General features: G+C 49.4%; 20 protein-coding genes and 3 tRNA genes. 13 read left to right on the top strand and 10 right to left on the bottom strand.

Features of this window, described 5'->3' with window-relative positions; all coding sequences use genetic code 11:
- Positions 1-134 precede the first annotated feature (134 nt).
- Together V2P20_RS01675 and trxC are read left to right on the top strand one after the other, a co-directional pair.
- Complete coding sequence (locus V2P20_RS01675; RefSeq protein ID WP_331815421.1) at positions 135-635, top strand: pyridoxamine 5'-phosphate oxidase family protein; 501 nt, start codon at positions 135-137, stop codon at positions 633-635.
- 77 nt (positions 636-712) lie between these two features.
- Complete coding sequence (gene trxC, locus V2P20_RS01670; protein ID WP_331815418.1) at positions 713-1,144, top strand: thioredoxin TrxC; 432 nt, start codon at positions 713-715, stop codon at positions 1,142-1,144.
- A gap of 143 nt (positions 1,145-1,287) precedes the next feature.
- Here the strand turns inward: trxC and V2P20_RS01665 are convergent.
- The 5 genes from V2P20_RS01665 to cysS form a co-directional block, all read right to left on the bottom strand.
- Positions 1,288-1,363 (bottom strand) — tRNA-His (locus V2P20_RS01665).
- A gap of 23 nt (positions 1,364-1,386) precedes the next feature.
- Positions 1,387-1,463, bottom strand: a tRNA-Arg gene (locus V2P20_RS01660).
- Between the two features lie 4 nt (positions 1,464-1,467).
- Positions 1,468-1,544 (bottom strand) — tRNA-Pro (locus V2P20_RS01655).
- A gap of 206 nt (positions 1,545-1,750) precedes the next feature.
- On the bottom strand, positions 1,751-2,380 hold the full coding sequence (fchA, locus tag V2P20_RS01650) for a methenyltetrahydrofolate cyclohydrolase (RefSeq protein ID WP_331815416.1): 630 nt from the start codon (positions 2,378-2,380) through the stop codon (positions 1,751-1,753).
- A 98-nt stretch (positions 2,381-2,478) separates the two neighbouring features.
- Complete coding sequence (gene cysS, locus V2P20_RS01645) at positions 2,479-3,873, bottom strand: cysteine--tRNA ligase (protein WP_331815413.1); 1,395 nt, start codon at positions 3,871-3,873, stop codon at positions 2,479-2,481.
- Positions 3,874-4,059: 186 nt separating this feature from the next.
- Here cysS and V2P20_RS01640 point away from each other — a divergent pair, with 186 nt between their 5' ends.
- From V2P20_RS01640 to V2P20_RS01620, 5 genes are all read left to right on the top strand, one after another.
- Positions 4,060-4,638, top strand: coding sequence for a peptidylprolyl isomerase (locus tag V2P20_RS01640; RefSeq protein ID WP_331815410.1), 579 nt, complete (start codon positions 4,060-4,062; stop codon positions 4,636-4,638).
- Between the two features lie 76 nt (positions 4,639-4,714).
- Positions 4,715-5,440 carry a UDP-2,3-diacylglucosamine diphosphatase gene (lpxH, locus tag V2P20_RS01635; protein ID WP_331815408.1) on the top strand — a complete coding sequence of 242 codons (726 nt, stop codon included), beginning with the start codon at positions 4,715-4,717 and terminating at the stop codon, positions 5,438-5,440.
- A gap of 458 nt (positions 5,441-5,898) precedes the next feature.
- Positions 5,899-7,752, top strand: coding sequence for a methanol/ethanol family PQQ-dependent dehydrogenase (locus tag V2P20_RS01630; RefSeq protein WP_331815406.1), 1,854 nt, complete (start codon positions 5,899-5,901; stop codon positions 7,750-7,752).
- A 146-nt stretch (positions 7,753-7,898) separates the two neighbouring features.
- Complete coding sequence (locus tag V2P20_RS01625) at positions 7,899-8,375, top strand: hypothetical protein (protein WP_331815404.1); 477 nt, start codon at positions 7,899-7,901, stop codon at positions 8,373-8,375.
- A gap of 93 nt (positions 8,376-8,468) precedes the next feature.
- A complete protein-coding gene (locus tag V2P20_RS01620; RefSeq protein ID WP_331815402.1) occupies positions 8,469-9,338 on the top strand; it encodes a quinoprotein dehydrogenase-associated putative ABC transporter substrate-binding protein in 870 nt (289 codons plus the stop codon).
- A gap of 305 nt (positions 9,339-9,643) precedes the next feature.
- Here the strand turns inward: V2P20_RS01620 and malQ are convergent, their stop codons facing one another.
- The 3 genes from malQ to glgC all read right to left on the bottom strand — a co-directional run bounded on the left by malQ (position 9,644) and on the right by glgC (position 14,197).
- Positions 9,644-11,104, bottom strand: a complete 1,461-nt coding sequence (gene malQ, locus V2P20_RS01615; RefSeq protein ID WP_331815400.1) for a 4-alpha-glucanotransferase — start codon at positions 11,102-11,104, stop codon at positions 9,644-9,646.
- A 21-nt stretch (positions 11,105-11,125) separates the two neighbouring features.
- Positions 11,126-12,820: a glycoside hydrolase family 57 protein gene (locus V2P20_RS01610; protein WP_331815398.1), complete on the bottom strand. Its 1,695-nt coding sequence runs from the start codon at positions 12,818-12,820 to the stop codon at positions 11,126-11,128.
- A 96-nt stretch (positions 12,821-12,916) separates the two neighbouring features.
- Positions 12,917-14,197: a glucose-1-phosphate adenylyltransferase gene (gene glgC / locus V2P20_RS01605; protein WP_194969367.1), complete on the bottom strand. Its 1,281-nt coding sequence runs from the start codon at positions 14,195-14,197 to the stop codon at positions 12,917-12,919.
- Positions 14,198-14,304: 107 nt separating this feature from the next.
- On the opposite strand from glgC, the gene glgB reads away from it, so the two are divergent.
- The 3 genes from glgB to V2P20_RS01590 are packed head-to-tail and all read left to right on the top strand — an operon-like array spanning position 14,305 to position 18,809.
- Positions 14,305-16,482 carry a 1,4-alpha-glucan branching protein GlgB gene (glgB, locus tag V2P20_RS01600; protein ID WP_331815393.1) on the top strand — a complete coding sequence of 726 codons (2,178 nt, stop codon included), beginning with the start codon at positions 14,305-14,307 and terminating at the stop codon, positions 16,480-16,482.
- A gap of 19 nt (positions 16,483-16,501) precedes the next feature.
- Complete coding sequence (gene glgA, locus V2P20_RS01595; protein ID WP_331815391.1) at positions 16,502-17,947, top strand: glycogen synthase GlgA; 1,446 nt, start codon at positions 16,502-16,504, stop codon at positions 17,945-17,947.
- 52 nt (positions 17,948-17,999) lie between these two features.
- On the top strand, positions 18,000-18,809 hold the full coding sequence (locus V2P20_RS01590; RefSeq protein WP_331815389.1) for a secretin N-terminal domain-containing protein: 810 nt from the start codon (positions 18,000-18,002) through the stop codon (positions 18,807-18,809).
- A 209-nt stretch (positions 18,810-19,018) separates the two neighbouring features.
- On the opposite strand, the gene V2P20_RS01585 is transcribed toward V2P20_RS01590, so the two are convergent.
- The gene (locus V2P20_RS01585) at positions 19,019-19,318 is read right to left on the bottom strand and encodes a hypothetical protein (protein ID WP_331815386.1); all 300 of its coding nucleotides are present in this window, start codon (positions 19,316-19,318) and stop codon (positions 19,019-19,021) included.
- A 481-nt stretch (positions 19,319-19,799) separates the two neighbouring features.
- On the bottom strand, positions 19,800-20,015 hold the full coding sequence (locus tag V2P20_RS01580; protein WP_331815384.1) for a hypothetical protein: 216 nt from the start codon (positions 20,013-20,015) through the stop codon (positions 19,800-19,802).
- A 177-nt stretch (positions 20,016-20,192) separates the two neighbouring features.
- Between V2P20_RS01580 and V2P20_RS01575 the strand changes: the two genes are divergently transcribed.
- From V2P20_RS01575 to V2P20_RS01565, 3 genes are read left to right on the top strand one after another with little or no spacing between them, the layout of a single operon-like run.
- Positions 20,193-21,668: a TolC family protein gene (locus V2P20_RS01575; RefSeq protein WP_331815382.1), complete on the top strand. Its 1,476-nt coding sequence runs from the start codon at positions 20,193-20,195 to the stop codon at positions 21,666-21,668.
- Positions 21,665-22,852: an efflux RND transporter periplasmic adaptor subunit gene (locus V2P20_RS01570; RefSeq protein WP_331815379.1), complete on the top strand. Its 1,188-nt coding sequence runs from the start codon at positions 21,665-21,667 to the stop codon at positions 22,850-22,852. The genes V2P20_RS01575 and V2P20_RS01570 overlap by 4 nt, the downstream gene beginning before the upstream one ends.
- Positions 22,849-25,983, top strand: coding sequence for a CusA/CzcA family heavy metal efflux RND transporter (locus tag V2P20_RS01565; RefSeq protein WP_331815376.1), 3,135 nt, complete (start codon positions 22,849-22,851; stop codon positions 25,981-25,983). The genes V2P20_RS01570 and V2P20_RS01565 overlap by 4 nt, the downstream gene beginning before the upstream one ends.
- Positions 25,984-26,255: the final 272 nt, after the last annotated feature.

Genomic DNA, 26,255 nt, shown 5'->3' with positions numbered 1-26,255 from the left:
TACAGATGAAACACAACAACGGGCGTAATTCTGCAGTTAAATCAATCTGACTCAATACTGCTCAAAAGACCATAAAAATTGGATGTGGACAAAATATCCGACAATGGCGAATACAAACATAGGACATGCCTGACATGAACGAAACCGAAAATCTTGACGACATAGCCCTTGATTGTCATAAACTGATTGCATCTCAGCAGACATTATTGCTATCGACCGCTACAGCGAACGGCGCTCCCGACATTAGTTATGCGCCTTTTGTACAAGATCAGACAGGATGCTTTTATGTCTTTGTCAGCGAACTGGCCAGCCACACCGCCAATTTGCTGCAGAATCCGCAGGCATCTGTGATGTTTATCCGTCCGGAATCCGAGTCTCATAATCTATTTGCGCGCGAGAGGGCTGTATTTGGATGCAAAGCCGAGGAAATACCGCATGATGATGAAATCTACGCTGTCCAGTTGCAAGCCCTGAGCACCAAATTCGGCGAAGTCGTCAACTTGTTACGTTCACTATCCGATTTTCATCTATTTGCTTTGCACCCTGAAAATGGACGATACGTGATCGGTTTTGGCCGCGCTTATATTATCGATATGAACGACGGAAGCGTCCGTCCCGTCAACTCAAAAACATAACTATAGCGACGCATATTGATTTTCAGACGTGATGGCCTTATATCAGGCCTGTCTAAACTATAAAGAAGATCTTCAACATGAGCTCTCTGCATATTGTCTGCCCTTTTTGCCATACCATAAATCGAATTCCTTCCGAACGCCTGGATCATCATCCTCATTGCGGCAAATGTAAACAAATTTTATTCGCGGGACAGCCGCTGGAATTAAACGGCAATAATTTCCAACGCCATATTTCGCGCAATGATATTGCTGTCGTTATCGATTTCTGGGCGCCTTGGTGCGGGCCTTGCAAGATGATGGCTCCGGCTTTCGCCCAGGCTGCGGCTCAGCTTGAGCCTCGGGTACGTCTGGCCAAGCTCAATACTGAACAGGAACAGGGCATTGCCGCTCAATTCAACATTCGCAGCATTCCTACGATGGTATTATTTAAAGCCGGCCGTGAAATTGCCCGTCAGTCAGGCGCTATGAGCGCAGCAGATATTGTGCGCTGGATCAGCAGCCATGCTTAAACTCATTACTGGTCTACTGGAATATGATATGGAAATGCGATTGATTGCAGAAATAATTGTGCCGAGCACAGCTTGAACTCTGGATTCAGCATGAGACCTAAGAGTGTGAGCAGAATAATTAAAGAAAAGAGAAATTATGGAGATGGGGTGAACGATGGGGCTCGAACCCACGACAACCGGAATCACAATCCGGGGCTCTACCAACTGAGCTACGCTCACCATAATGTGGACTTCTCAAGAAATGGCGCGCTTGGCAGGACTCGAACCTGCGACCCCCGGCTTAGAAGGCCGGTGCTCTATCCGGTTGAGCTACAAGCGCAAATTGGTCGGGGTAGAGGGATTCGAACCCCCGACATCCTGCTCCCAAAGCAGGCGCGCTACCAAACTGCGCTATACCCCGACGACCTTCTTTGTTAATGGCTTGCTAAACTTCTCAACCACCCTTGAAGAGATGACTATGATAAGGGGTATCCCCTATCTCGTCAACCATTTTTTGATTATTTTTATAGTTATTTTTCAAATAAAACATAAGTCATTGAAATTACAAAACTTCATTATCGCATTTAAATCACGCCCGGCCGCCTGCACGACGGCCGAATTTGATGATTACAATTTGGCTTTAACAAGCTGATAAATCTCTTCAGCAGCTACATCAGCGTCTTTCATGATCTGTTCCAATTCCGCCAGCTTTGCCTCGGCAAAGTCTCTGTCCTTAAGACTGCCCGCGTTGATGTAGACATTCAGAGCCGCACTTTTTAAGGCGCCGTAACCGGCCATGACAGCCACGCCGGCATCACTGATCACGCCCAGATTACCCTTTTCTGCGGCAATACGGCTTAATTCGATCGCCTCTCTACAAGCGCGGGCGCAAGCCAAAGGCACTTCAGTCGCTTCTTTCAATACGGACTGAATGGCCGCGCTGCGCGCTGCCTTTTCCTCTTCCGTTTCTTTCGGCAAGCCGTAAGTAGCCATTAAACGATCAAAGACATCCACGTCGGCTTTAATCATGCCGATCAGTTTTTCCCGCAGCGCTTCCGATTTCAACAGTAGCGCCTGCATTTCAGCTTCAACCTCGGCGTATTTGGGCTTGCCGATAGTCAGATTGCACACCATGCTGGTCAGAGCGGCCGACTGCGCTCCCATCACGGCAGCGGCACTGCCGCCGCCGGGCGTAGGCGCTTTACTGGCCAATTCATCAAGGAATGTCTGGACTGATTTATCTTTTATTTCGCTCATTACTATCCTTCTTTAATCATTAACTCTGTTTCAGGGACAAGCCATGTGTCCTGAGATGATATTTCGGCTTTACCGTGAGCCTAAATACTTTTGCTATATTATTCCCGACGCCAGTTCGTACCGCCCGGCACATCTTCCAGAATAATACCCTGTTCTTTCAATTCATCACGGATGCGGTCGGCGGTCGCCCAGTCTTTATTCTTCTTAGCCTCAAGGCGCGCCTGGATTTGCTGTTCAATCTGCTCATCCGATAAGCTCTCAGTGCCCGAACCGGCTATTGCCCCGCCTTTAAGAAAAGCATCGGGATCATCTTGCAGTATTCCGAGTAAACCGCTTAGATACTTTAGCGTAGCCGCCAATTGCGCTGCCTTTTCCCGATTGTTTTCCTTGACCTTATTCAGTTCTCTGGCTAAATCGAATAGTACCGATAGCGCGACAGGCGTATTGAAATCATCGTCCATAGCCTGTTCAAACCGTGCTTTGTAATCGGCTTCTGCTGCCGCCTCTGCCATTTCGACGCCGCGCAACGCTGTATAAAGCCGCGTCAAAGCCGCTCCCGCCTCATTCAGATGCTCATCGGAATAATTCAATGGACTGCGGTAATGACTGGAAAGAATAAAAAACCGGATGATTTCCGGCCGATAGCGCTGCAGTACTTCCCGAACGGTAAAGAAATTGCCCAGCGATTTGGACATTTTCTCTTCATTGATGCGCACGAAGCCGTTGTGCATCCATAAATTAACGAATTTTTCGCCGGTCGCGCCTTCCGACTGGGCGATTTCATTTTCATGATGAGGAAACTGCAAGTCCATGCCGCCGCCATGGATGTCGAAATGATTTCCCAGGCAGCAGGTCGACATGGCCGAGCACTCGATATGCCAACCGGGACGTCCCAGACCCCAAGGCGATTCCCAGGCAGGCTCACTCGGCTTGGCCATTTTCCACAACACGAAATCCATCGGATTCTGCTTGGCAAGATCCACATCGACACGCTCGCCGGCTTGCAGCTCATCCAGGTTCTTGCCCGACAATTGACCGTAATCTTTGAATTTATTGACTGAATAGAACACATCGCCATTGCTGCCGACATAAGCCAGTCCTTTAGCCACCAAGGTCTCAATCATGGCGATAATCTGCTCGATGGATTGTGTGGCTCTGGGCTCGATATCGGGCGGCAGCACCGACAGCGCGCGCTCATCCTCATGCATGGCCTCGATAAAACGCTCCGTCAGCTTGCCGAATTCTTCGCCGTTTTCATTGGCCCGCTGAATAATCTTGTCATCGATGTCGGTGATATTGCGCACATAGGTCAAGTCGTAACCCAAATGACGAAAATAACGTGCAACCGTATCAAACACAACCATGACGCGGGCATGGCCGATGTGGCAGTAGTCATAAACTGTCATGCCGCAAACATACATGCCGACCTTGCCGGCTTCGCGCGGCTGAAACAATTCTTTCTTTCGAGTCAGGGTGTTATATATTTTTAACATTGAGTTACCATGCCATATCGTTAAAGAATCCGCCCAAGTGCCCGCAATCGACTTCTGCAAGACAGCCAGCCGGATGAAATTTATGTAGATTTATAAACAAAACCGCACAATTTACCAAGCACATACTTCTCTTTCAAGATAAAAACACATAGAATCTGCCCTTTGCATCACCCACAAGGAAAATCCATGCGCATCCTCATTCTTTCCATGATGCTGTCCCTATCAACACTTTCTTTTGCAACGGAAAACAAAATGACTGACACACAACCAAAAGTTAAATTAACAACGACGCTCGGTGAAATCGTCATTCAGCTGAATTCTGAAAAAGCGCCTGTTTCATCGGCAAATTTTCTGACTTATGTTAACGAAGGCTTTTATAACGGCACTATTTTCCATCGCATCATCCCCGGCTTTATGGCACAAGGCGGCGGCTTCGATACCAGCTTCAACCAAAAAGCCACTCATGCTTCCATTAAAAACGAAGCCAACAATGGTCTGCCGAACAATCGCGGCACTATCGCCATGGCCCGTACACCAGACCCCGACTCTGCAACTGCGCAATTTTTTATCAACTACAAAGACAATTCATTCCTGAACTATACCAGCCCTACGCCTAATGGCTGGGGTTATGCCGTTTTTGGCGAAGTGGTTGAAGGCATGGAAGTAGTCGACGCCATGGCCAAGCAACCGACAGGCAACCGCGGCCCGCATCAGGATGTACCTAAAACCGACATCGTGATTGAAAAAGCTGAAGTCATTAAATAATCGCCAAACCAAGAGGAATGACTAGAAGCCCAAGGCAAAACCTAATGCTGCCTTGGGCTTTTTGCACTATTTCTTCATGAATAAAGACATCCTATTCATATCAGATCTCCATATCTCTCTGGATAAACCTGAAATCACCCGCCGATTTCTAGACTTTCTTGAACAGCGAGCCACCAAGGCAGAAGCTATTTATATTCTGGGGGATCTTTTCGACGCCTGGATAGGCGATGACGACCCTACTCCGCCCAACAGCAAGATCCGAAAACATCTGAAGCAATTGACCGGTTCGGGCGCGAAAGTCTATTTACAGCAAGGCAACCGCGATTTCCTGCTGGGCGATAAATTCTGCCAGGAGACCGGCGTGACTTTGATTGATGATTATGCGGTTATTGATCTTTATGGCATGTCTACCTTGCTCACACACGGCGATTTGCTCTGCACCGACGACCTGCCCTATCAGGCTTTTAGAGCCAAATCACATACGCCGGAATGGAAACGCTATGTCTTATCGAAACCGTTGCTCCTGCGTTTACTGATGGCGCGCTGGTACCGTTTTCGCAGCCACTTTCATAAACGTAAAAAAACGCAGGAAATCATGGACGTCAATCAAGACACGGTAGTAACCGTCATGCGGGAACACAACTGCTTGCGCCTGATTCATGGACATACTCACCGGCCCGGCGTTCATGACTTCGAAATAAACGGTCAGCCAGCCCAACGCTTTGTACTTTCCGCTTGGCGAAGGGATGCGGCCGAGGTGTTGTGCTGGAACCGCAATGGTTATCGCATAGAAACCATTTAACCGAACAATTAAGTTAAATAAGGTCTGACATTCAGATCCAGGTATCGGCCTTTATTAGATTTCCTAGTCAGGTGAGGCTCCGCTAAATTCAGGCCCATCAATGCAAACCAATCGCAAAAGCAGGCGGTATATCGAGATAAAGTTGCCATGTACGCCAGGACTGACAGACTCAAAAAATCATTAAATTTCCAGTATTTTTATCGGATATGTGTTTTATTTTGAAGAAATAAACATTGATTACTTTCCGCAATCTTAGCCCAGACAAGCACACAGTAAAGATCTTATAATCACCTTAAAAGTTGACTTTTGAGGCAAAATCATTAAATTTAGGCGTCTGGTGTGACCAGGAAAAATTCCTTTTAGAATAAGAAGTCACCCTAATGCTTTAAAACTAATATTAGTCTTAAAAAACATAATCAGTATTCTGTCTAATTAGCAGAATATCAGGAGAAATATATATGAAGAAGCCTTTAAAAAGTTGGCTGCTTGCTTCAAGTGTAGCTGCTATATTAGCTGCGCCAGCGGTTTCAACTGCTAACACCGAAGTTGAGAAATTGACTCAAAACCCAGCTAACTGGGCTGCTTGGGGTGGCAACTACGCAGGTACTCGTTACAGCAAACTGAATCAGATCAACGTCAACAACGTTAAAAATCTGCAACCTGCATGGTCTTTTTCTACAGGTGTATTACGTGGCCATGAAGGCGGCCCGCTGGTAGTTAACGATGTTCTTTACATCCACACCCCATTCCCCAACACTGTTTACGCGATTGACCAAAAAACTCAATCAGTAATCTGGGAATTCACGCCTACTCAAGATGCTGACGTTACTATTCCGGTTATGTGCTGCGACACCGTTAACCGCGGTTTAGCTTACGGTGACGGCAAAATCTTCTTGCAACAATCCGATACCGTTTTAACAGCTTTGGATGCTAAAACCGGTAAACGCGTATGGAGCGTACAGAACGGCGACCCTAAACTGGGCATGACCAACACTCAAGCGCCATTAGTTGTTAAAGATAAAGTACTGACTGGTATTTCTGGCGGTGAATTCGGTGTTCGTGGTTTCCTGGCCGCTTATGACATCAGAACCGGCGAACTGGCTTGGAAAGGCTACAGCATGGGTCCAGACGGCGATACGCTGATCGATCCTAAAAAGACAACTACCTGGAAAGACGGCAAAGTCACTCCAGTGGGTGAAAACTCAAGCACAAGCACTTGGGAAGGCGACCAATGGAAAATCGGCGGCGGTACAACCTGGGGTTGGTACAGCTACGATCCTAAATTGAACCTGGTATATTACGGATCAGGCAACCCATCTACATGGAACCCTGTGCAACGTCCTGGCGACAACAAATGGTCCATGTCCCTGTGGGCTCGTGACGCTGACACCGGGGAAGTTAAATGGGTTTACCAAATGACGCCTCACGACGAGTGGGATTTCGACGGTATCAACGAAACTGTTCTGGTTGACCAGGAAGTCAAAGGCAAAATGCATAAAACTATCGTGCATTTCGACCGTAACGGTTTTGGCTACACGCTGGATCGTGAAACCGGTGAATTGCTGGTTGCTGAAAAGTTCGACAAATCTGTCAACTGGGCTACCCACGTTGACATGAACTCAGGCCGTCCTCAAGTTGTTCCACAATATTCTACTGAGCACAACGGTGAAGACGTGAACAGCGAAGGCATTTGCCCTGCTGCTTTGGGTGCTAAAAATATGGCGCCTGTTTCCTACTCTCCTGACACCGGCCTGTTCTACATTTCAGGCAACCACTTGTGCATGAACTACGAACCATTCGAAGTTTCATACACAGCCGGTCAGCCTTATGTAGGTGCCACTCTGACCATGCAGCCTGCTGGTGCAGACGTTCTGACAGGCAAACCTGATGACTCAACCAACCTGGGTCAATTTACAGCGTATGACGCTAAAACCGGTAAAATCGCCTGGTCTAACAAAGAGCAATTCTCTGTATGGTCAGGTTCTGTTGCTACAGCCGGCGGCGTTGTATTCTACGGCACTCTGGAAGGCTACCTGAAAGCGGTTGATGCTAAAACCGGTAAAGAATTGTACAGATTCAAAACACCTTCCGGCATCATCGGCAACGTTAATACCTGGGAATACAACGGCAAACAATACGTTGGCGTTCTGTCAGGTATCGGCGGCTGGGCTGGTATCGGTATCGCTGCTGGTCTTGACACCGGTGAAGAAAACTCAAACTCTGAAGGTTTAGGTGCTGTTGGCGCATACAGAAGCTTGAGCTCTTTCACTAAATTAGGTGGTACATTAACTGTATTCGCATTACCTAATTAATAAATCGATCTGATTTTTTAGATTGATCCCAAAAGCCCTGGCCGATTACCGGTCAGGGCTTTTTTTTTGCTGTTCAGTTTCCTAAGCTAGACATAATATAAACCTGAGCTATAGTTAGATTTTTCTATCCCTTATAAGGAAATTCTATGTCACCGCAATATGCATTCGATCAATTAATGAACGAATTCAACCTGCGCCCTGCCGATTTTTATTTTCTGGATTTGATGCCATTGATTGAAATCATATGGGCCGATGACGATAACCAGCCTGGGGAGTTAAGGCTTCTCTACAACTTCCTTATCGAGCATATTGCCTTCTTGGACCGCATAGCAGGCATTCAGGTAGTCACTTCTGAAGATGCCGATGCTTTTCTTGATCGCTTTGCGCATAACCGGCCTTCGTCCCGCTTGCTGACAGAATTGAGATCAATTGTCTCTAAGGCAGTGCCCACGCATAGGCATCCAACCATTTTTGAATACTGCTTGGACATCGCCGCAGCCTGTACGACCCAGTATCCTTACGGATTAAGAGACAGAATTATTGATGAAGAAAAAAAGCTATTAACGAAAATCTTCGCCGAACTTAACATTAAGCCGGATACAATTCTGCCTTATCAGGTCTAAGCACCTGCATTGAACTAACTTTTTGTTTAAATAACAATTCGTTATACAGTAAACTAGTTGTTCTTATTGTCCAATTCACACAAGGAGAACTTAATGCGGGCTTCGCATCAGATTCATAGAGTACTTGCCGGGTTATTTTTAACCGCAATGACGTTTTCGGCCGCAGCAGAAGAAAAATTCAAAGTCTGCGCAGATCCATTGAACCCGCCTTATTCGTCTAAAAGTCAGGACGGCTTTGAAAATAAAATCGCCGAACTGTTCGCCAAGGAACTCGGACAGACGCTTGAATACACATGGCTTCCTCAACGTATCGGCTTTGTTCGCAATACCTTGAACGCGCCATTAAAAGAAAACGATGTAGACAGTAAAGAGTTTAAGTGCGATGTCATTATGGGGGTTCCTGCCGACTATGACCTCACGTTAACCACAGTACCTTACTACCATTCAACTTATGTGCTGTTGATTGCCAAGGGCCGCGGCTGGGATGACATAAAGGATGCTTCTCAGTTGGCCGATCTATCGCCGGAGCGTCAGGAAAAATTGCGGATTGCCATGTTCGACCGCGGCCCAGGAACAGCCTGGCTGCAGCAAAACGGCCTGCTTGACCAGGGCATTCCCTATCAATCCATGTCAGGCGATGCGGAAAATAACGTAGCCATGCAGATACTCAAGGACCTGAACGCCAAAAAGATCGACATGGTTATTCTTTGGGGCCCGATGGCCGGCTATGTCATTTCCGAAAGCCCCAAGAACAGTTATACGATGATTCCGATGCAGTCAGCCCCTGGCATGAAATTCGATTTCTCGATGGCGATGGGCGTGCGTTTTGGCGATAAGGCCAGACAGGAAACACTCAATAAACTGATTGCCGCCAACGCGGACAAGATTCAAGCAATCATTAAAAGCTACAACGTCCCTTTATTGCCTATACCGAAACAGGTGAAGCATAAAGATGATGATTAAATTATCCTGATAAAGGCAAAGGCGGCCTCTCAAGGTCGCCTCGTCTTAATTACGATCTGAGGTTACGCAGTTAGTTGAGGTTTAATAAAGTGTCGCTAGAGCGACGGTTTTATTTGATCGGATTTATCGCACCCGAAGGCGAGTTACTTGCTTTTAACAACCTGTGTAGGCTGGGTTGGAGCTTTAGCGGAAACCCGGCAGGGGCGGCCAAAATGCTGGGTTTATCAACCCAGCCTACCGCCTATTCTCGCCGAAAACTGCGGTGCTCGGCACAGCAAACGGGATGAAAGCGCCCGTGCGTAACATCAGTTACGATTGAACAATTTAACAAGATGAGCCAATCTGGCAGCCCGCTCATGCGACAACTGGTCCCACTGGAAACGCCATTGCCAATTGCCTTCAGCAGTGCCGGGAACGTTCATCCGATGACTGGAATCCAGTTCCAGAACGTCCTGCATAGGAATGATCGCCAGATTGGCGACCGACGCCAGCGCGGCGTGTATCAGAACACAGTGCAGAGGCATTGAGGGATTGCCGAGATATTCGTAAGCGAATCTTTTTTCCTCCTCGCTCAATGCTTGCGACCAACCTAAAGTCGTATCATTATCGTGAGTGCCGGTATAAACCACGCAATTTTTTTCATAATTGTTCGGCAGATACGGATTATCAGGTCCGCTTCCGAAAGCAAACTGCAGAATCTTCATACCCGGCAGCCCAAATTCATCACGCAGTTCCACGACTTCCGGGGTAATGACGCCCAGATCCTCAGCAACCAACGGAATTGATCCATGTTCGGCTTTTATGGCGTTCAGCAGCTCTTCTCCTGGCGCCTTAACCCATTGACCATGAATCGCCGTCTCCTCCTCGGCCGGTATTTCCCAGGCAGCCTCAAGCCCTCGAAAGTGATCTATACGTAGAATATCGAACAGCTCAAGCTGGGTATGCATACGCTCAACCCACCAGCGGAATCCGGTGTCCTTAAGATATTCCCAGTCATAATGAGGATTTCCCCAGCGCTGCCCCTTGGCGGAAAAATAATCGGGCGGCACGCCTGTCACTACGGACATTTGACCGGACTCGTCAAGTTTAAAAACCTGACGGTTAGCCCAGACATCGGCACTATCGTAAGAGACGAAGATGGGAATATCCCCGAACAACAGCACGCCGCGCTCTTTAGCGTAAGCCTTTAATTCCAGCCATTGCCTGAAAAAGACGTATTGTTCGAATTTGGTTTTCTCAATTTCCACGTTCAGGCGTCGGCAGGCTTCTTTTATCGCTTTTGTATCTCTTTCCTTGAAGTGTTCCGGCCACTGAATCCAGCACAGCTGATTAAACTCATTCCTGAGCGCGATAAATAGGGCAAAATCATCGAGCCAGAATGCCTGCGTCTTGCAGAAACGCGCAAATTGCTCCTTCTCCTGTGGATCGGCACGTTCCAGAAATCCTTGAAAGGCCATTGCCGTCAAGTAGGTTTTGTCCGAATTTGAAGCGTTTTGATAGTCCCGCGCGGATAATGGCAGCCAACCTTTATTGGCCAGCCAATCCATGCTAATAAATAACGGATTGCCTGCATGCGCCGATAAGCACTGATAAGGCGAACGGTCCGCATGGGTCATGCCCAAGGGCAGCGTTTGCCATACGGTGATGCCGGCATCCGCGAGAAAATTGACAAAATGATACGCTTCCTGACCCAGATCCCCCTGAATGCCGCCACCTGGCAACGATGAGATATGCAATAATATGCCGGCACGGCGTTTGTTTAACATGTCATTCCTGTTTAGTATTTTTTAGATATGTTCAATACCGGGCCGCATTGCGCCGCCCATAGCCGGAGCGCCTGAACCCTGTGTAAATGACATAGACAGATAAGCCGGCGGTTCCTCACCTAATAATCTGTACAAATTGGTCAAATTAAGCCGGAACTGTTTTTCAAAGTTACTGACCGCTTCTCCGGGATTGTAATCGCCAAACCACCAGAACCAGTCGGAGCCTTCGCAGACAGCCAGCTGAAGCTCGGCCTTGAGCACCTGATCGTCAGTCAGGCGTCCTGTGGAGATAACCTTATCGAACGCCCATTTCGCATCACCGAGCATATCCCAGCCTCGATTTTTATCGGAATCGCCTATCCAGGTCGAGAAAGTGCCATAGACCCAACTGCCGGCCACCAGTCTGGGCAAAGGCTTCACATCCACTTTATTTTTCAAGCATTCCGAAAAAGTAGTTAATTCAATTTCCGGATGACTGGATAATCGTTTATATAAAGCGCTGAGAAAATAGTAACCGTTAGCAGGAAAATATTCCCAGGCGTTCTCGCCATCCATAATGATAGAAACGACCGTATCCCCCGGCTCATGCTTGGCAATATTTTCCAGATGATGAATCAAATCGCTGACCGCATCATCGGCATGCCATTTGGAATACTCAAAACCGATCAGGTCGGATAGTCCGTCATCACGGAAAAAACAGGCAATATCGGTATTTTGAAGCTTAAACGGATGATGTATGCTCGGCTTTTCCGGGTCTTCAATCAGATTTAAACTGTTATGCGCCACTGAGCCGCCGCTTGCGGCCCAGTCAAAGCCGACATCATCCAGTATTCTCAACGTCTGTTCGCTGATGCTGCCCTCCGAAGGCCAGCATCCTTTCGGCTTAAAGCCAAAAAAGCGTTTAAAGGTCTGCACGCCTTTTTCAAGATGCCACCTGACTCGCTCTTCCCCGCCCGGATAAGCATCCAGTTCCGGCAGCGGCGCATGAGGCATGGCTTCATGCGTAGAATTCAAATCCAGCAAAAGCGGCATGATCGGATGCGCATAAGGCGTTACCGACAGCTCAATCTGGCCTTTTCTGGCCAATACCTTATATCTCAGAATGACGTTAGCCAGCTGCTCGCCTATGATTTCCAGAATCTCCAGTCTTTCATGCAGCGTATAACCGGCGCCTTTTTCTATCAAGCGCTTTATTCTGATATCCGCTAACTTGACGGTTTCTCCTATCCAGGCCAGGTGATACCAGACCAGAATGTCGCTGATAAATTGGGAATTGACGTAATTTAAAGACTCATAATGGTGTTCAAGCCACTCGGCCATCTCAACCAGTTTTTTAAATGCCGGATAACGATTGATTTGCCGCTCCCGGTTGGCGCGCATGCAATCCTTGATCAATTTCAAGCGCGCTTCGGGATCGGCAGGAATGCTGGGTTCAACCAGCGCCGCCAATAGCGGGTCAGTAATTGAAATACCGTCATGCAAATAACTGCTGACTTGCTTGGCATAGTCCTCTATCTGTTCCAGCAGGATAGGCGCAAAATTTACCACGGCCTTGGCTTGGGGCGCCGCCTCCAGATGCGCCGCCATATCAACGTAGTCTTTAATCACATGCAGATACGTCCAGGGCAGTTTATATTCGCCGGTTTGCAAGTCTCTGTATTCCGGCTGATGCATATGCCAGCACAATACCAATTTCAATTTCTTTTTATCAACCATAATGTCGTCCGCTTTGTCCTTTACTGTCCGGCGTAATCAAAATCACCTCATCTGAAATATAAAATGTTTCTTCTCGAGACCCTCATGACACTTCGCCTATCTCACGTAGTGTCTTCGAAGCCCCAGCATATCAGGCGTCACTAACACGACCCCGCCGGGGCTGACATAAAATCTTTTTTCATCTTCTTCCCTGTTTTCGCCGATCACGGTGCCTTCCGGTATTTCACAGCCTTTTTCTATAATGGCTTTCGTGATGCGGCAATGGCGGGCAATATTGACTTCAGGCAGAACAATCGTATCCTTCAAGGTGGTATAGGAATTGACCCTAACATTAGAAAACAGCAAGGAATGCCTGACTGTCGATCCGGAAATAACACATCCGCCAGACACCATGGAATCGACGGCCATTCCGCGCCGCTTGTCATTGTCAAAAACAAATTTGGCCGGCGGCGCCTGTACCTGGTAAGTCCAGATCGGCCAGCTCTTGTCATAGAGATTCAGATCCGGCTTAACGCCAATCAACTCCATATTAGCGGCCCAGTAGGCATCTATCGTACCCACATCGCGCCAGTAACTTTGCTCACCGCTTTGCAAATCCAGGAACGGATAAGCATTGACCACATATTTATCAATGACGGACGGGATAATATCCTTGCCGAAATCACGGCTTGACCCCCGCGTATCGGCATCCTTGATCAATTGTTCATACAAAAACGCGGCGTTGAAAATATAAATCCCCATCGATGCCAGTGCGGTATCGGTTCTACCCGGCATGATCGGCGGGTTTTTCGGTTTTTCCACGAACGACTTGACGCGCCGGTTGACATCGACGTCCATGACACCAAAAGCCGTCGCATCCTGCAGCGACACTTCGATGCAGCCTATCGTTAAATCGGCATTTTTTTCGACATGATCGGCCAGCATGGGGCCGTAGTCCATTTTATAGATATGATCGCCGGCCAGTACGAGGATGAATTCAGGCCTGCGGCTGCGCAGAATATCGATATTCTGGTAAATCGCATCGGCAGTCCCTGCGTACCAGGAGCCTTCCTCATGCCTTTGCTGGGCCGGCATCAGGTCGACATACTCGCCGAACTCGCCGCGTAAAAATCCCCATCCCTGCTGGATATGGCGAATCAGGGAGTCGGCTTTATACTGGGTCAGAACGCCTACTTTACGGATGCCGGAATTGATACAGTTGGACAGCGGAAAATCGATGATCCTGAACTTGCCGCCGAAAGGAACAGCGGGCTTGGCGCGCCAATCCGTCATATTCTCCAATCGCGAACCACGACCACCGGCTAGGATTAAAGCAATGGTATTGCGTGTTAAATGACTGACAAAACGATCATGATGCTGATTACTGGTCGCTGACATTTTCGATCTCCATGTGGAATAGGCTCACAACTGTTATTTAATTTTTGGTAATATTTACGCATTCATTATCACGAAATCATTATCTTACTATTCCGAGGGCATTCAAAGTGAAAAAGCAGTCGACCAGTACGCTTGACTCCGATTCTATTAAAATCATAGAAGCCAGGCATCATGACCCTTTTTCTGTTTTGGGCCGCCATCAAAAAAACAAGTCAACTCAGATTAAAGTCTACCTGCCTTACGCCGAATCAGTGCGCTTGGATAATGATGGCCCTGCGTTCCAGAGAATAACCGGTACGGACTTTTTTGAATATAACGCCGAAAGTGAAGAATTGCCAAAACATTATAAGCTCTCCTGGATAGATAAGGACGGTCATCCGCACGAGAATTACGATCCGTATGATTTTCCTGTGCAGTTATCGGAGTTTGACCGGCATTTATTCGGAGAAGGCCGCCACTGGCACATCTATCAGAAACTGGGCGCTCACTTGCATAGCGCTGACGGCATTGAGGGCGTGCTATTCGCCGTCTGGGCGCCCAATGCCGGCCGGGTCAGCGTTATCGGCGACTTCAACCTGTGGGACGGCCGCTGTCACCCGATGCGGAACCTCGGCAGCAGCGGCATCTGGGAGCTATTCATACCGGGCCTGACAACCGGCTGTTTATACAAATTTGAAATAGTGAACCGGCAGAGCAATGAAGTTCTGATCAAGACCGACCCTTACGGGCAGCAATTTGAATTCCGCCCCAAAACGGCATCCATTGTCGTGAATGAAAAAGGCTATGCCTGGCAGGACCACCAATGGATGAACCAGCGCAGCACAAGCCGCGATTGGCTGCATGAACCCATGTCGATCTATGAAGTCCATCTGGGCTCCTGGAAACGTGATCCTCGGGGCAATTTTCTCAATTATCGTGAACTGGCTGCACAGTTCGTCGATTATGTGAAAGAAATGGGCTTCACCCATATTGAACTGCTGCCCGTGACCGAACATCCTCTGGATGCGTCGTGGGGTTATCAAACCACCGGCTACTTCGCGCCGACCAGCCGCTATGGAACCCCCGATGACTTCCGCTATTTCATCGACACTTGCCATCAAAATAATATAGGCGTCATCCTGGACTGGGTGCCCGCGCATTTCCCCAAGGATTACTTTGCCTTGGCCCGCTTCGACGGCAGCGCGCTTTATGAGCATGAAGACCCGCGCAAAGGCGAACACCGCGACTGGGGCACGCTGATCTATAACTACGGCCGCAATGAGGTAAAAAACTTCTTGCTGTCCAGCGCCATCTTCTGGCTGGAAGAATTCCATCTCGATGGCCTGAGAGTCGATGCCGTCGCCTCAATGCTCTATCTGGACTATTCACGCGGCCCGGACGACTGGATTCCGAACATCTATGGCGGCAACGAGAATCTGGAAGCCATCGATTTTCTGAAAGAACTGAATACGGTCACGCACGACCAGCATCCCGGCACCGTCATCATGGCCGAGGAATCCACTTCCTGGCCGCAGGTGACGCGGCCGACCTGGACCGGCGGGCTGGGCTTCTCCATGAAATGGAATATGGGCTGGATGCACGACACGCTGGCCTATATGAGCCAGGAACCTATCCACCGCCAATATCATCACGATCAACTCACCTTCGGCATGCTTTACGCGTTTACCGAAAACTTCACCCTGCCCTTCTCGCATGACGAGGTCGTGCATGGCAAAGGCTCTCTGGTCAACAAAATGCCCGGCGACGAATGGCAACGCTTTGCCAATCTGAGGCTGTTATATACCTATATGTACACCTATCCGGGTAAAAAACTGCTGTTTATGGGCTGCGAATTCGGGCAAGGCACGGAATGGAATTTCAACCGGGCCCTGGACTGGTACGTATTGGATTATGCGCATCACCGCGGCGTGCAAAAACTGGTCAAAGACTTGAACACGCTCTATAAAGATCATCCGGCTCTATACGCGCATGATTTTGACCATCACGGGTTTGAATGGATCGATTGCCATGACGTGCAGCAGTCCATTATCAGTTACCGCCGCAAAAGCGATCATGAAGAGCTGTATATCATTCTTAACTTTACCCCGGTCGTCAGGGAACACTACCGGATCGGCGTTCCGCAAGCCGGCACCTACACTGAAATCTTCAATTCCGATTCCACCTATTATGACGGCAGCAACGTCGGCAATGGCCAGGTTACCTCGGAGCCTATAGCCTGGATGAATCAGCCTCATTCCATCAGCCTTACTTTACCCCCTTTAGGAGCCATCATCTTAAAGCCATAAAGGATTGCAAAAACAAGCTATGAAAAAAATACTTTTTGTCACCAGCGAAGCACACCCTTTGATTAAAACCGGAGGCCTCGCTGATGTTTCAGGCAGCCTGCCCAAAGCACTGGCCGAGCTTTCTCAAGACGTCCGTCTGGTCATGCCCCATTATCAGGCCATCAAAACGCAGGGCGATGTCCGCTTTCTTTGCTCCGTGCGAGTCGATAACCGCGATGTCAACATTCTTGAAACGCGCATGCCGGATAGCCCGGTTATTGTCTGGCTGGTCGATTATCCCGAATTTTTCGATTATCCCGGCAATCCTTACCACGATGATCAAGGCAACGACTGGCCCAACAATGCCGAACGTTTCGCCCTGTTTTGCCGCATTGCCGCTGAAATCGCGATGGATCGGGCTCACCTGAACTGGCAACCTGATATCGTACACTGCAATGACTGGCAGAGCGGTCTGGTTCCTGCGTTGCTATCCCTGGAACACGACCGGCCGGTTACCCTGTTCACTATACACAACATGGCTTATCAGGGATTATTCCCGAGCAGCAGTACAGCCGTATTGAATTTACCGGGCCAGTTATGGCAGCCTTACGGGCTTGAATTCCACAACATGCTGTCCTTCATTAAAGGCGGCCTGGTATATGCCGATCGCATTACCACGGTCAGTCCTACTTATGCGCTGGAAATTCAGACGCCGGAACTGGGATACGGCCTTGAGGGACTTTTGACTTATCGTAAGGAGTTCTTAAGCGGCATTATCAACGGCATTGATACCGAACAGTGGAACCCGGCAACCGACCCCCTCATTGAGCAGCACTATCAGACCGAATCGCTCCAGGACAAACAACTCAACAAGTCCGCCCTGCAGAGAAAACTGTCGCTGCCGGTTGACGGGCATGTTCCGGTCATTGGACTGATCAGCCGACTGGTTGAGCAAAAAGGCATAGACCTGTTGCTGGAGTGCCTGTCCGAAATGGCTGCCATGCCTATGCAATTTGTACTGCTCGGCAGCGGCGACAAGGTCTTTGAACAACGGCTGTTGAATTTTGCGCATTCATATCCCGACAAGATTGCAATCACTATCGGCTATGATGAATCGCTGGCCCATCTTATCGAAGCCGGCGCCGATATTTTCCTGATGCCGTCACGGTTTGAGCCCTGCGGCCTGAATCAAATGTACAGCCAGCGCTACGGCACTTTGCCGGTCGTCCGCAAAACCGGCGGCTTGGCCGATAGTGTCGTTGACGCTGTCCCTGAGACAATCGGCAATGGCACGGCCACCGGCATTGTTTTCAACGACGCCAGCGCCGGCTCTCTGATGGAAGCGATCAAGCGCGCGCTGATTTTATACAGCATGCCCGACATTTGGAAAAAACTACAGGTTAATGCCATGAAAAAAGATTTTTCCTGGCAGCGCAGCGCCGAGCAGTATTTGGAATTATACCGGAGCATCTCAGTTCATCCTTAAAAAGGCGGCCATCCCGGCCGCCTTTAACCGTTTTTAGCCCGTGGAGGTTGAGTTGGATACAACACGCCTGCTATTGATCTTCATGCTGCTGTCCGGCAAGCTCGCCCTGGCGGAGCAAGCCGTTATTGAAGTGATCCCGCTGGCTAACCGGCCGGCCTCCGAGATACAGCCCCTACTCGAGCCCTTGTTGGAATATACCGACCATGTGGTCGCCAACGGCTCCAGCCTAGTGGTCAAAACCACGCCGGAACGGTTGGCTGAAATCAGGGCGCTGGTCAGCGAACTGGACACCCGGCTGAACAATCTGGTCATCACGGCCATTCAAAGCCGGCAGCTGACCGTCGACGAACTCAACGCAGCGGCCAGAGTCAGAATCAGCGGCCCGATCGATGATCCATCGAAAGCCCGCGCCAGCGTATATGGCCACTACTCTCAAAATCAGAATCAGTATGCCAGTAAAAGCACGCAAACTATTCGGACCCTGGAAGGCAATACGGCTTACATTCAAGCCGGCAACACGTATCCAATGGAAAACGTGCAGATCTACGATTCGGACTATGGCCCTACATTATCCACCACGACCGACTTTATCGACACGACGACGGGCTTTGCCGTCACGCCGAGGCTTGCAGGCGAACAGGCCATTCTGGACGTTTCGCCCTGGTCGGACAAACTCAACGCGCGCGGCCAGATGGAAACCCAAGGCGCACAAACCACAATTCGGGTCAAGCTGGGCGAATGGGTGGAACTGGGCGGCATCTACGAAGACAACCAAAGCAGAGGTGGTGGAAATTTGGCCCGCTCTCAACAAAACGGCCAAAACAAACTGCGTATTTTTGTGAAAGTCGACAAGACCGATTAGAAAAAAGCGCTGGAACATAACACCAGATCAAATCTGGACATCTACGGCTTAAGTTACAGCCAAAGCGGTCCATCGATTAAAAACAATCCGTAAGATAAGCAGATTGCAGGGCGGCTACGAGTTTGCCCGCATCGGCTCGAGCGGGTTAGCGAACAGAAAGGCGGCCAGCGACACAGGGTTCCAGAGATTGAATACCGCTGTCAATGATATTATTGCCCCTCGGCGCCGTTGATCAAATCGTCGCCATTGCTGCCGCCGCAAACCGCTTCATTCCCGCCGAGTTCATCGGCAGAATCGCCGTCCCCCAGTTCGAAAATGGCATCGTTATCTTGTATATCGTACTGAAAGTCGGACTCAGCGTTTTCCTCTATTCCTTCAAGAGGCGGAGATCCGGAACAGCGAAAATCCACTGCGACATCCGCTTTTAGAATGGAAGCACTATTCGGTTCTATTCCGTGAGATGTAATAGCGTAAAAAAACAGTATAGCGGCCAATGTATAAATTTTCATAACCTAACTCCTCTTTTCTTGCGCAATCACGCCTTATCTTAACTGTTGCCCTTCCTCAAGTCATACCGACTGGATTGGAGCTTTAGCGAAAGACCTGCCCTGGTGACGTTCAGACCTCTCTTCGCCAGCCACTTATTGCAAGCCGATTATGATATTCGGACGATTCAGGAGAAATTGCCGGGGCAAAGTGATCTAAAAACCACGACGATTTATCCCCATACGGTTCGAGGCAGAACTTTAAAACAGGCACGAAGTCCGCTTTATTTTTACCACAATTAAAAATACTGCGAAAACAAAATTAAGACTTACCTGTTCTTTATCCTTCTACCACCCAGAGAAGATTGGGATGAAATGGGCTAAAAGAAAGCTATTTTTAAAGCCTGTGGAGGCGATTTGGTTGCTATCACAAGCCTAACACTTAGGCTGTGTTCGTCTTTCAGCCAGCTCTGCAGTTCCTTCAGCGTCATCGATCGGCTATGTGCTAGCTGTTCCTTGATAGCCGCTTCATACGGTTCCAGCCGCGAGCATTTGCACCCGCCGAAGGGCTTGCCCTGGACGGCTCCGGTTTCACGCCATAAGGCGTGCATTCTGCAGACGAAGGCCAGGCTGCCCCCGTATTGCAAAGCCACGGTCCGCACGGTGTGGCCTGCAGCAGCGGCTTCAGCCAGCAGGAAAGCAGCAGCGAAGAATCAATCATGTGATGAATTTTTTATGGTTCGGTTGAACTTGAGCATGGTCGGTGATTGTCAGATGCTGCAGAACGACCGACGCTCTGCAGCATTCAAGCCCTACTGAACGAAACACCCATAACACGCAGGAGTATATGAGGGCTTAGCAATGCCGTTCAATGCAACAGAATCTAAATCATTCGTCTATGAAAAAAATAAAAAAAGAATGGCTTAAGCACCATGATTGCCATTTTCACTTAGCCTCTCCATTTATTAATATTTCATGCAGATGGTCTTTGTGCATTCTTTTATTGTTAAACGGCTGCTCAATTCAAGATTACAAGCCGACTCCTCTGCCTTTATATATGAATGAATCCGGACCACCTATTGCCGACGCGCCTCCACCAAATGCGTTTTCTGCCGAAACTAGCGCTACTTCAGTTCCCTCCGAAACATTAGTTGAGCCTAAGGAATTCACATTGAACCAGGCGGTACAAACGGCTTTGAAATCTGATCCGCGAATCAAAGCCGCTTTGGAAAATATCAGTCAGGCCGAAGCTGACCTGATTACGGCAGGATTGATACCCAATCCGCAGATAAATACCGACATACAGTTAATGCCTTTGAATCGGTCATTTACAGCCAATCGACAAGGCGGGCCTCCGCAATTTGATTTTAATGTCGCCATGCCTATCGATTGGTTTTTGTTCGGAAAGAGAGCGGCCGCGATAACGTCCGGCCAATATGGGGTCGAAGCGACAGCGGCTGACTTTGCCAATACCGTCCGGCTTAGGATTGCAGCAACCATTGCGGCATTCTATGACGTTCTGGAGATGCAGGCGATGTTGGAACTCGCCTATGAAAACCAGCGCAATTTAATCAAAATGGAGCAGATTATTCTTAAACGGGTGGCTCTCGGAGGCGTCGGCACCATCGAAGCGGACCGAATCAAACTCTCTATTTTCAGCAGCCACCGTGAAGTTCATGCGCGAGAACTGGATTTAGCAGCCGCACTTAATCAGTTACGTACCCTGTTAGGTATCAAAGACAACATCCCTATCAAGGTAAAAGGTACATTGGAAATCAACACATTGGCGAAGCCAATAGACGCTGAAACCGCTTTCAGATTTGCCGAGGAAAACAGACCCGATCTAAGCGCCTTGCGCCGCCAATTAGATAAGGCCGATTCAGATATAAAGCTGGAAGAAAGAAGAGCCTATCCGCAGGTAATACCTGGCATTGGCTATACCAGACAGTTTCAACAGCAGGCCATCGGCTTTCCCGACGCCAACTCGTGGATGGCCGGAATCAATCTCACCGTGCCTATTTTTGATCGCAATCAGGGCAACATAGCCAAAGCGAAGTCCATTAAAACTCAAACACAGTACAATTTACAGGCCCAGCTTGTGGACTTGCGCGCGGAAATTGACCAGACCGCAAAAACTTTTGCTTCTTCGTATCAATTTTTAACCAACGACGATCCAGGACAATTGGAAGCGGCAAGAAATGTGCGGGACAAAATCACCCAAGCCTACGAGCTAGGCGGTAAAACCCTGATAGAAGTATTGGATGCACAGCGGGCCTACCTGGAAACCTATCGAGTCCATATCAATGGGCGATCCAGCTATTGGCACGCATTGAATCAACTTAACGCAGTTATTGGCAAAGAAGTATTACGATGATCCATTCGACTTTTTTGTACAGTTGCCTCAAACGCTATGGCCGATCAAAAACAATACTGGCGGCCGGTATGGTATTGGCTGTCTTGATAGGTAAATCCTGGCATGAAGCGGCGTCGGATCAAAAAGAATTCACCGCCTCGGAAGCGCCGAAAGTCGTTCAACTGATTGAGCCGGGGCTGATTGAGGTCAAACCCGGAAGCTTGCTGGAAAAGAAATTCGACATCTCGACTGTACAGAAAAAGCGCATCAGTACGCCTTTACTGGTTGTGACCGGAGCCGTTGTTGCCCATCTTCCTATCGGCTCGACGCCTAAAGAAGACCGCTGGCAATTTAACAGTATTGAGTTGTCCGGCGTTTATGCCGACTGGCTAAGAGCCCAGGCTGAAAAAGAATTCAATGCCAAACGCTTGGTGAAAATTCGTGAACTTACCGCAACGCAATTTAACTCCCAAAAATTGGTCGTCGAGCGTCTACGCAAACTGGTCGCCACCGGTACGGAAGCCATTCGCGACCTGACCGCCGCGGAAGCCAACTTGCTCGAGGTTCAATTGGAAGGCCAGAAGGACGTCTATGAGGCTGAGACGGCGCTCACGGTAGCCACTCGCAATCGTGCCGCGCTCGAGAGAAAGCTGTTGCAGGAAGGCGTAGATCCTCTTTTATTGCAGAGCTCCAATCCCGGTGTTTCTTTGATTATGGCTGACGTGCCCGAATTGAAAATTGGCCTGGTATCGGCAGGCCAGTCCTGTGTAGCGCGATTTTATGGGATTCCTAACCAGGCGTTTTTCGGCAAGGTACGCAGCCTGGCGCCCACCCTATCGGCTGAAAGACATACTCTAAGGGTGTTTTTTGAATTGAATGATCAGGCCAATCAATTTAAACCGGGCATGTATGCTGAAATCGGCCTGGGCACCGACCCGCGGGAAGCCATTATGGTCCCGGTCGATGGCGTCCTGCACAGCGGGGATGCCGATTATGTATTGATTGGAGCCGGGTCTGGCTTATGGCGCATCACCCGAGTAGAAGTCGGAGAAAATGTTGATGACCGCATTGAGATTCTTAAGGGCCTACAAGGTGGCGAGCGTATTATCGGCAATGGCGCCATTTTGCTAAAACCGATGCTGGTACAGTCGCTGCAGGGCGGAGAAGCCGGAAGCACACCCGGCTCTGTAGGAGTGACGCGATGATTCCGCAATTACTCAATCAGGCGATGCATTATCGCCTGATGATTTTAAGCGGCACCTTCATAGTGATTATTCTGGGTGTGTGGTCATTTTCGAGAATGCAGGTCGACGCCTATCCTGACATATCCTCACAGATGGTTCAGGTTATAACGGTCTTTCCAGGCCGTGCACCCGAAGAAGTGGAACGCCAGGTAACCGTACCGGTAGAAATTGAGATGCGCAACGTCCCCCGCGTGGTAAACATACGTTCTCGAACGATTTTCGGTCTGTCGGTAGTTCAGCTGACTTTCGAAGAAGGCGTTGAGAGCTATTGGGCCAGGCAGCGCGTAGAGGAAAAACTTACCAATATCGACCTGCCTAATGGCGCGTCGGCCGAATTGGGCCCACTGGCGACAGCATACGGCGAAATACTGCGCTATGAACTGGTATCGGATGGTCGCTATGACCTTATCGAGCTTCGATCGATCAATGACTGGATAGTCATCCCTCACCTGTTGCGCGCCGCCGGCGTTGCTGATGTTACCAACTTCGGCGGTTATGAAAAACAGTACACAATACTGCTGCATCCATCGCAGTTAAAACGTTTTGGGCTGTCTCTTAACGATATTGTCGACGCCATACAGTCTAACAATGAAAGCGCCGGCGGCAGCGTGCTGTCACGAGGGAGCATGTCTTTTGTCATTCGGGGTAAAGGCGCTTTGCAAGATATATCGGAAATTGGCAACATTTTCGTTAAATCCGTCGGCGGCACCCCAATTTATGTGCATGACGTAGCCGATGTGGAAGTCGGTTCCAAGATACCGTCCGGAATTCTGAGCAAAGATAACAAAGACGAATCCATTGAAGGCATCGTCCTGATGCGCCGGGGAGAAAACACTTCGGATACTCTGGAGCATACCAAAGCAGTCATTACTGAGCTTAATCAGGTTGATTTGCCGGAAGGCGTCAAGCTGGTGCCCTTCTATGATCGCTCCCAGTTAGTTGATACGACACTGCACACTGTAGGCCATAGCGTGCTTTTGGGAATATCCTTGGTCACCGTTGTCTTATTGTTTTTCCTGGGGCGCCCTTCTTTGGCCTTAATAGTGGCCTTGACCATTCCTTTTTCATTATTGTTTGCCCTGGTAATGATGAATGCTTTCGGCATTCCGATCGGCTTACTCTCAATCGGCGCCATCGATTTCGGTATCATCGTTGACGGCTCTGTCATCATGGCGGAAAACATCGCCCACCGTTTACATGACTCGACGCAAAAAAATGGTCATGTCGGTACGGCGAAAACGGTATTACTTGCGGCTTTGCAAGTAGAGCGCCCTGTCTTTTTCTCGATCCTGATGATAGTGGGCGCTTTCTTGCCGCTGCTGACTCTGACGCATATAGAGGGACTGTTATTTCGTCCTATGGCTTTAACCATCCTGTTTGCCTTGTTTGGCGCCATGTTATATGCGCTGTTTGTGGTGCCTGTTCTCTCCAGCCTATTGTTTAAAAAGGGCTACCGTGATTGGGAAAATCCGATATTAACCTGGCTTTATCCTCGTTACGCTGCCGCGCTCAACTTTTTATTACGTTTTCGCTGGCAATCAATCGGCGTTGCGATAGTTGTACTTGCCGGCATCCTGGTATTGATTGTTCCTCGCCTTGGCACGGAATTTCTGCCTTATATGGATGAAGGCGTCATCTGGGTGCGTGCGAATTTTCCTGAAGGTACTTCTTTACAGCAATCGTCAAAATTCGGCCAACGGCTGCGCGAAATTACGGCTGAATTTACCGATATAGATTTTATAGTCGTTCAAGCAGGCCGCAGCGATAGCGGCACCGATCCTTTTCCGCCCAGCCGGCTCGAAATGCTGATCAGTCCGAAGCCGCGGGACCAATGGGTCCAGTTCAAGCGTAAACAGGAACTGCTTGCCGCCTTGGGATCCCGCTTTCGTGCAGAGTTTCCAACCACTCGCTTCAATTTCACCCAACCGATCATAGACAGCGTGACGGAAGACGCCAACGGCACCTCGGCCAATCTGGCGGTTGAATTTTCCGGCGCCGATTCGGGCGTTTTATTGAATCTGGCGAGAAAAACTCAAGCGCTGATCAGCAAAGTTCCAGGCGCAGTGGATGTCGCTATCGAACAGGAAGGCCCTCAGCCGCAGTTGGTCATAAGCCCCGACCGCGCCTTGTGCGCCCGCTACAATGTCAATGTAGAAGATGTCACGCAGCTCATTGACGTGGCTATCGGCGGCGCGCCTATCGGCCTCCTGTTTGAAGGTGAACGGCGTGTTGATATTGTTGCCCGATTCGCGAAAGAGGTTTTACGCTCACCGGCCGCGATCGGGCGTCTGCCTGTCTATAATGCCGATGGCATACCTATCCCGCTAGCCCAGGTTGCCCATATTGATATTATCGATGGGCAGACATTAATTGCCCGAGCAGATGGAAGACGCCGATTGACCGTGAGGACGGATATCGTCGGACGCGACCAAGGCGGTTTTGTATCCGATGCACAACGGTTGTTCAAACAGGAAATTGAAGCGCCCAGCGGCTATCGCGTAGCCTGGCTGGGGATGTTCGAGAATCTTGAGCGGGCTGCCCAGCATTTCAAAATACTGGTGCCCTCAAGCATCGGCGTCATATTTCTTCTGCTGCTGGTGACATTCGGCTCGTTGCGGGCATCGCTGTCGCTACTGTTTGCGATTCCTTTCGCCTTCGTGGGCGGAGCCACTGCCCTTTATCTTCGGGGCATGAATTTGAACGTCTCCTCAGGCGTCGGCTTCGCAGCGGTTTTTGGGGTTTCGCTTATGAATGGCGTGCTGATCATAAGAACCATTACTGAATTACGCCTTGCCGGCATGCCTATGGACCAAGCCATTACCGAAGGCTCTGTGCGCTGCATCCGGCCCATTCTGGTGGCATCATTAGTCGCTATTCTCGGCCTGGTACCAGCATCGCTCGCTACCGGACTGGGTTCGGATGTGCAGCGCCCCTTGGCTACCGTGATTGTCTGGGGGCTATTCAGCGCTACCGTTATGACGGTTCTGCTGGTGCCTATTCTCTATCGGCTATTCGAGCCGCGCATCAAATCGCCTACTCCGGAAGAACAAGAACTGGATACGATAAGCACCGCCTCATTAAGAAAATTGTAGTGCCAGCAATAATCGCGGAAAATATTGACTCTCGCAAACATCAACCCTGCTGCAACAGTTTATAAATGCGGATACCCGCAATCACTAACGCGACGGTTGCCAAGAACCGAAGCGATCGGGGCCAAAGTTGCAGTCGAAAGGGGCTCTATGGGGCTGCGATAGCGCCATCGGCGCCAGCATGATGGAGACGGTATCGGAAAGAGTGCGGATTCGGCAAAACTTACTGCGCACAGAAACTTGGCCGCATGCCGATGTCTAGGTCATGACAGCGC

The organism is Methylobacter sp. Wu1, assembly GCF_036553575.1.
In the GTDB taxonomy this organism is placed as follows: Bacteria; Pseudomonadota; Gammaproteobacteria; order Methylococcales; family Methylomonadaceae; genus Methylobacter.
This window is presented reverse-complemented; position numbering and strand designations above follow the sequence as displayed.

What these genes read in the sequence shown, in the direction of transcription:
- V2P20_RS01620 (WP_331815402.1), top strand. Translation starts at nt 8,469, where the DNA reads ATGCGGGCTTCGCATCAGATTCATAGAGTACTTGCCGGGTTATTTTTA.
- glgC (WP_194969367.1), bottom strand. Translation starts at nt 14,197, where the DNA reads ATGTCAGCGACCAGTAATCAGCATCATGATCGTTTTGTCAGTCATTTA.
- lpxH (WP_331815408.1), top strand. Translation starts at nt 4,715, where the DNA reads ATGAATAAAGACATCCTATTCATATCAGATCTCCATATCTCTCTGGAT.
- V2P20_RS01630 (WP_331815406.1), top strand. Translation starts at nt 5,899, where the DNA reads ATGAAGAAGCCTTTAAAAAGTTGGCTGCTTGCTTCAAGTGTAGCTGCT.
- V2P20_RS01575 (WP_331815382.1), top strand. Translation starts at nt 20,193, where the DNA reads ATGAAAAAAATAAAAAAAGAATGGCTTAAGCACCATGATTGCCATTTT.
- V2P20_RS01625 (WP_331815404.1), top strand. Translation starts at nt 7,899, where the DNA reads ATGTCACCGCAATATGCATTCGATCAATTAATGAACGAATTCAACCTG.
- V2P20_RS01565 (WP_331815376.1), top strand. Translation starts at nt 22,849, where the DNA reads ATGATTCCGCAATTACTCAATCAGGCGATGCATTATCGCCTGATGATT.
- V2P20_RS01640 (WP_331815410.1), top strand. Translation starts at nt 4,060, where the DNA reads ATGCGCATCCTCATTCTTTCCATGATGCTGTCCCTATCAACACTTTCT.
- glgA (WP_331815391.1), top strand. Translation starts at nt 16,502, where the DNA reads ATGAAAAAAATACTTTTTGTCACCAGCGAAGCACACCCTTTGATTAAA.
- fchA (WP_331815416.1), bottom strand. Translation starts at nt 2,380, where the DNA reads ATGAGCGAAATAAAAGATAAATCAGTCCAGACATTCCTTGATGAATTG.
- V2P20_RS01610 (WP_331815398.1), bottom strand. Translation starts at nt 12,820, where the DNA reads ATGGTTGATAAAAAGAAATTGAAATTGGTATTGTGCTGGCATATGCAT.
- trxC (WP_331815418.1), top strand. Translation starts at nt 713, where the DNA reads ATGAGCTCTCTGCATATTGTCTGCCCTTTTTGCCATACCATAAATCGA.
- malQ (WP_331815400.1), bottom strand. Translation starts at nt 11,104, where the DNA reads ATGTTAAACAAACGCCGTGCCGGCATATTATTGCATATCTCATCGTTG.
- V2P20_RS01570 (WP_331815379.1), top strand. Translation starts at nt 21,665, where the DNA reads ATGATCCATTCGACTTTTTTGTACAGTTGCCTCAAACGCTATGGCCGA.
- V2P20_RS01675 (WP_331815421.1), top strand. Translation starts at nt 135, where the DNA reads ATGAACGAAACCGAAAATCTTGACGACATAGCCCTTGATTGTCATAAA.
- cysS (WP_331815413.1), bottom strand. Translation starts at nt 3,873, where the DNA reads ATGTTAAAAATATATAACACCCTGACTCGAAAGAAAGAATTGTTTCAG.
- V2P20_RS01585 (WP_331815386.1), bottom strand. Translation starts at nt 19,318, where the DNA reads ATGAAAATTTATACATTGGCCGCTATACTGTTTTTTTACGCTATTACA.
- V2P20_RS01580 (WP_331815384.1), bottom strand. Translation starts at nt 20,015, where the DNA reads ATGATTGATTCTTCGCTGCTGCTTTCCTGCTGGCTGAAGCCGCTGCTG.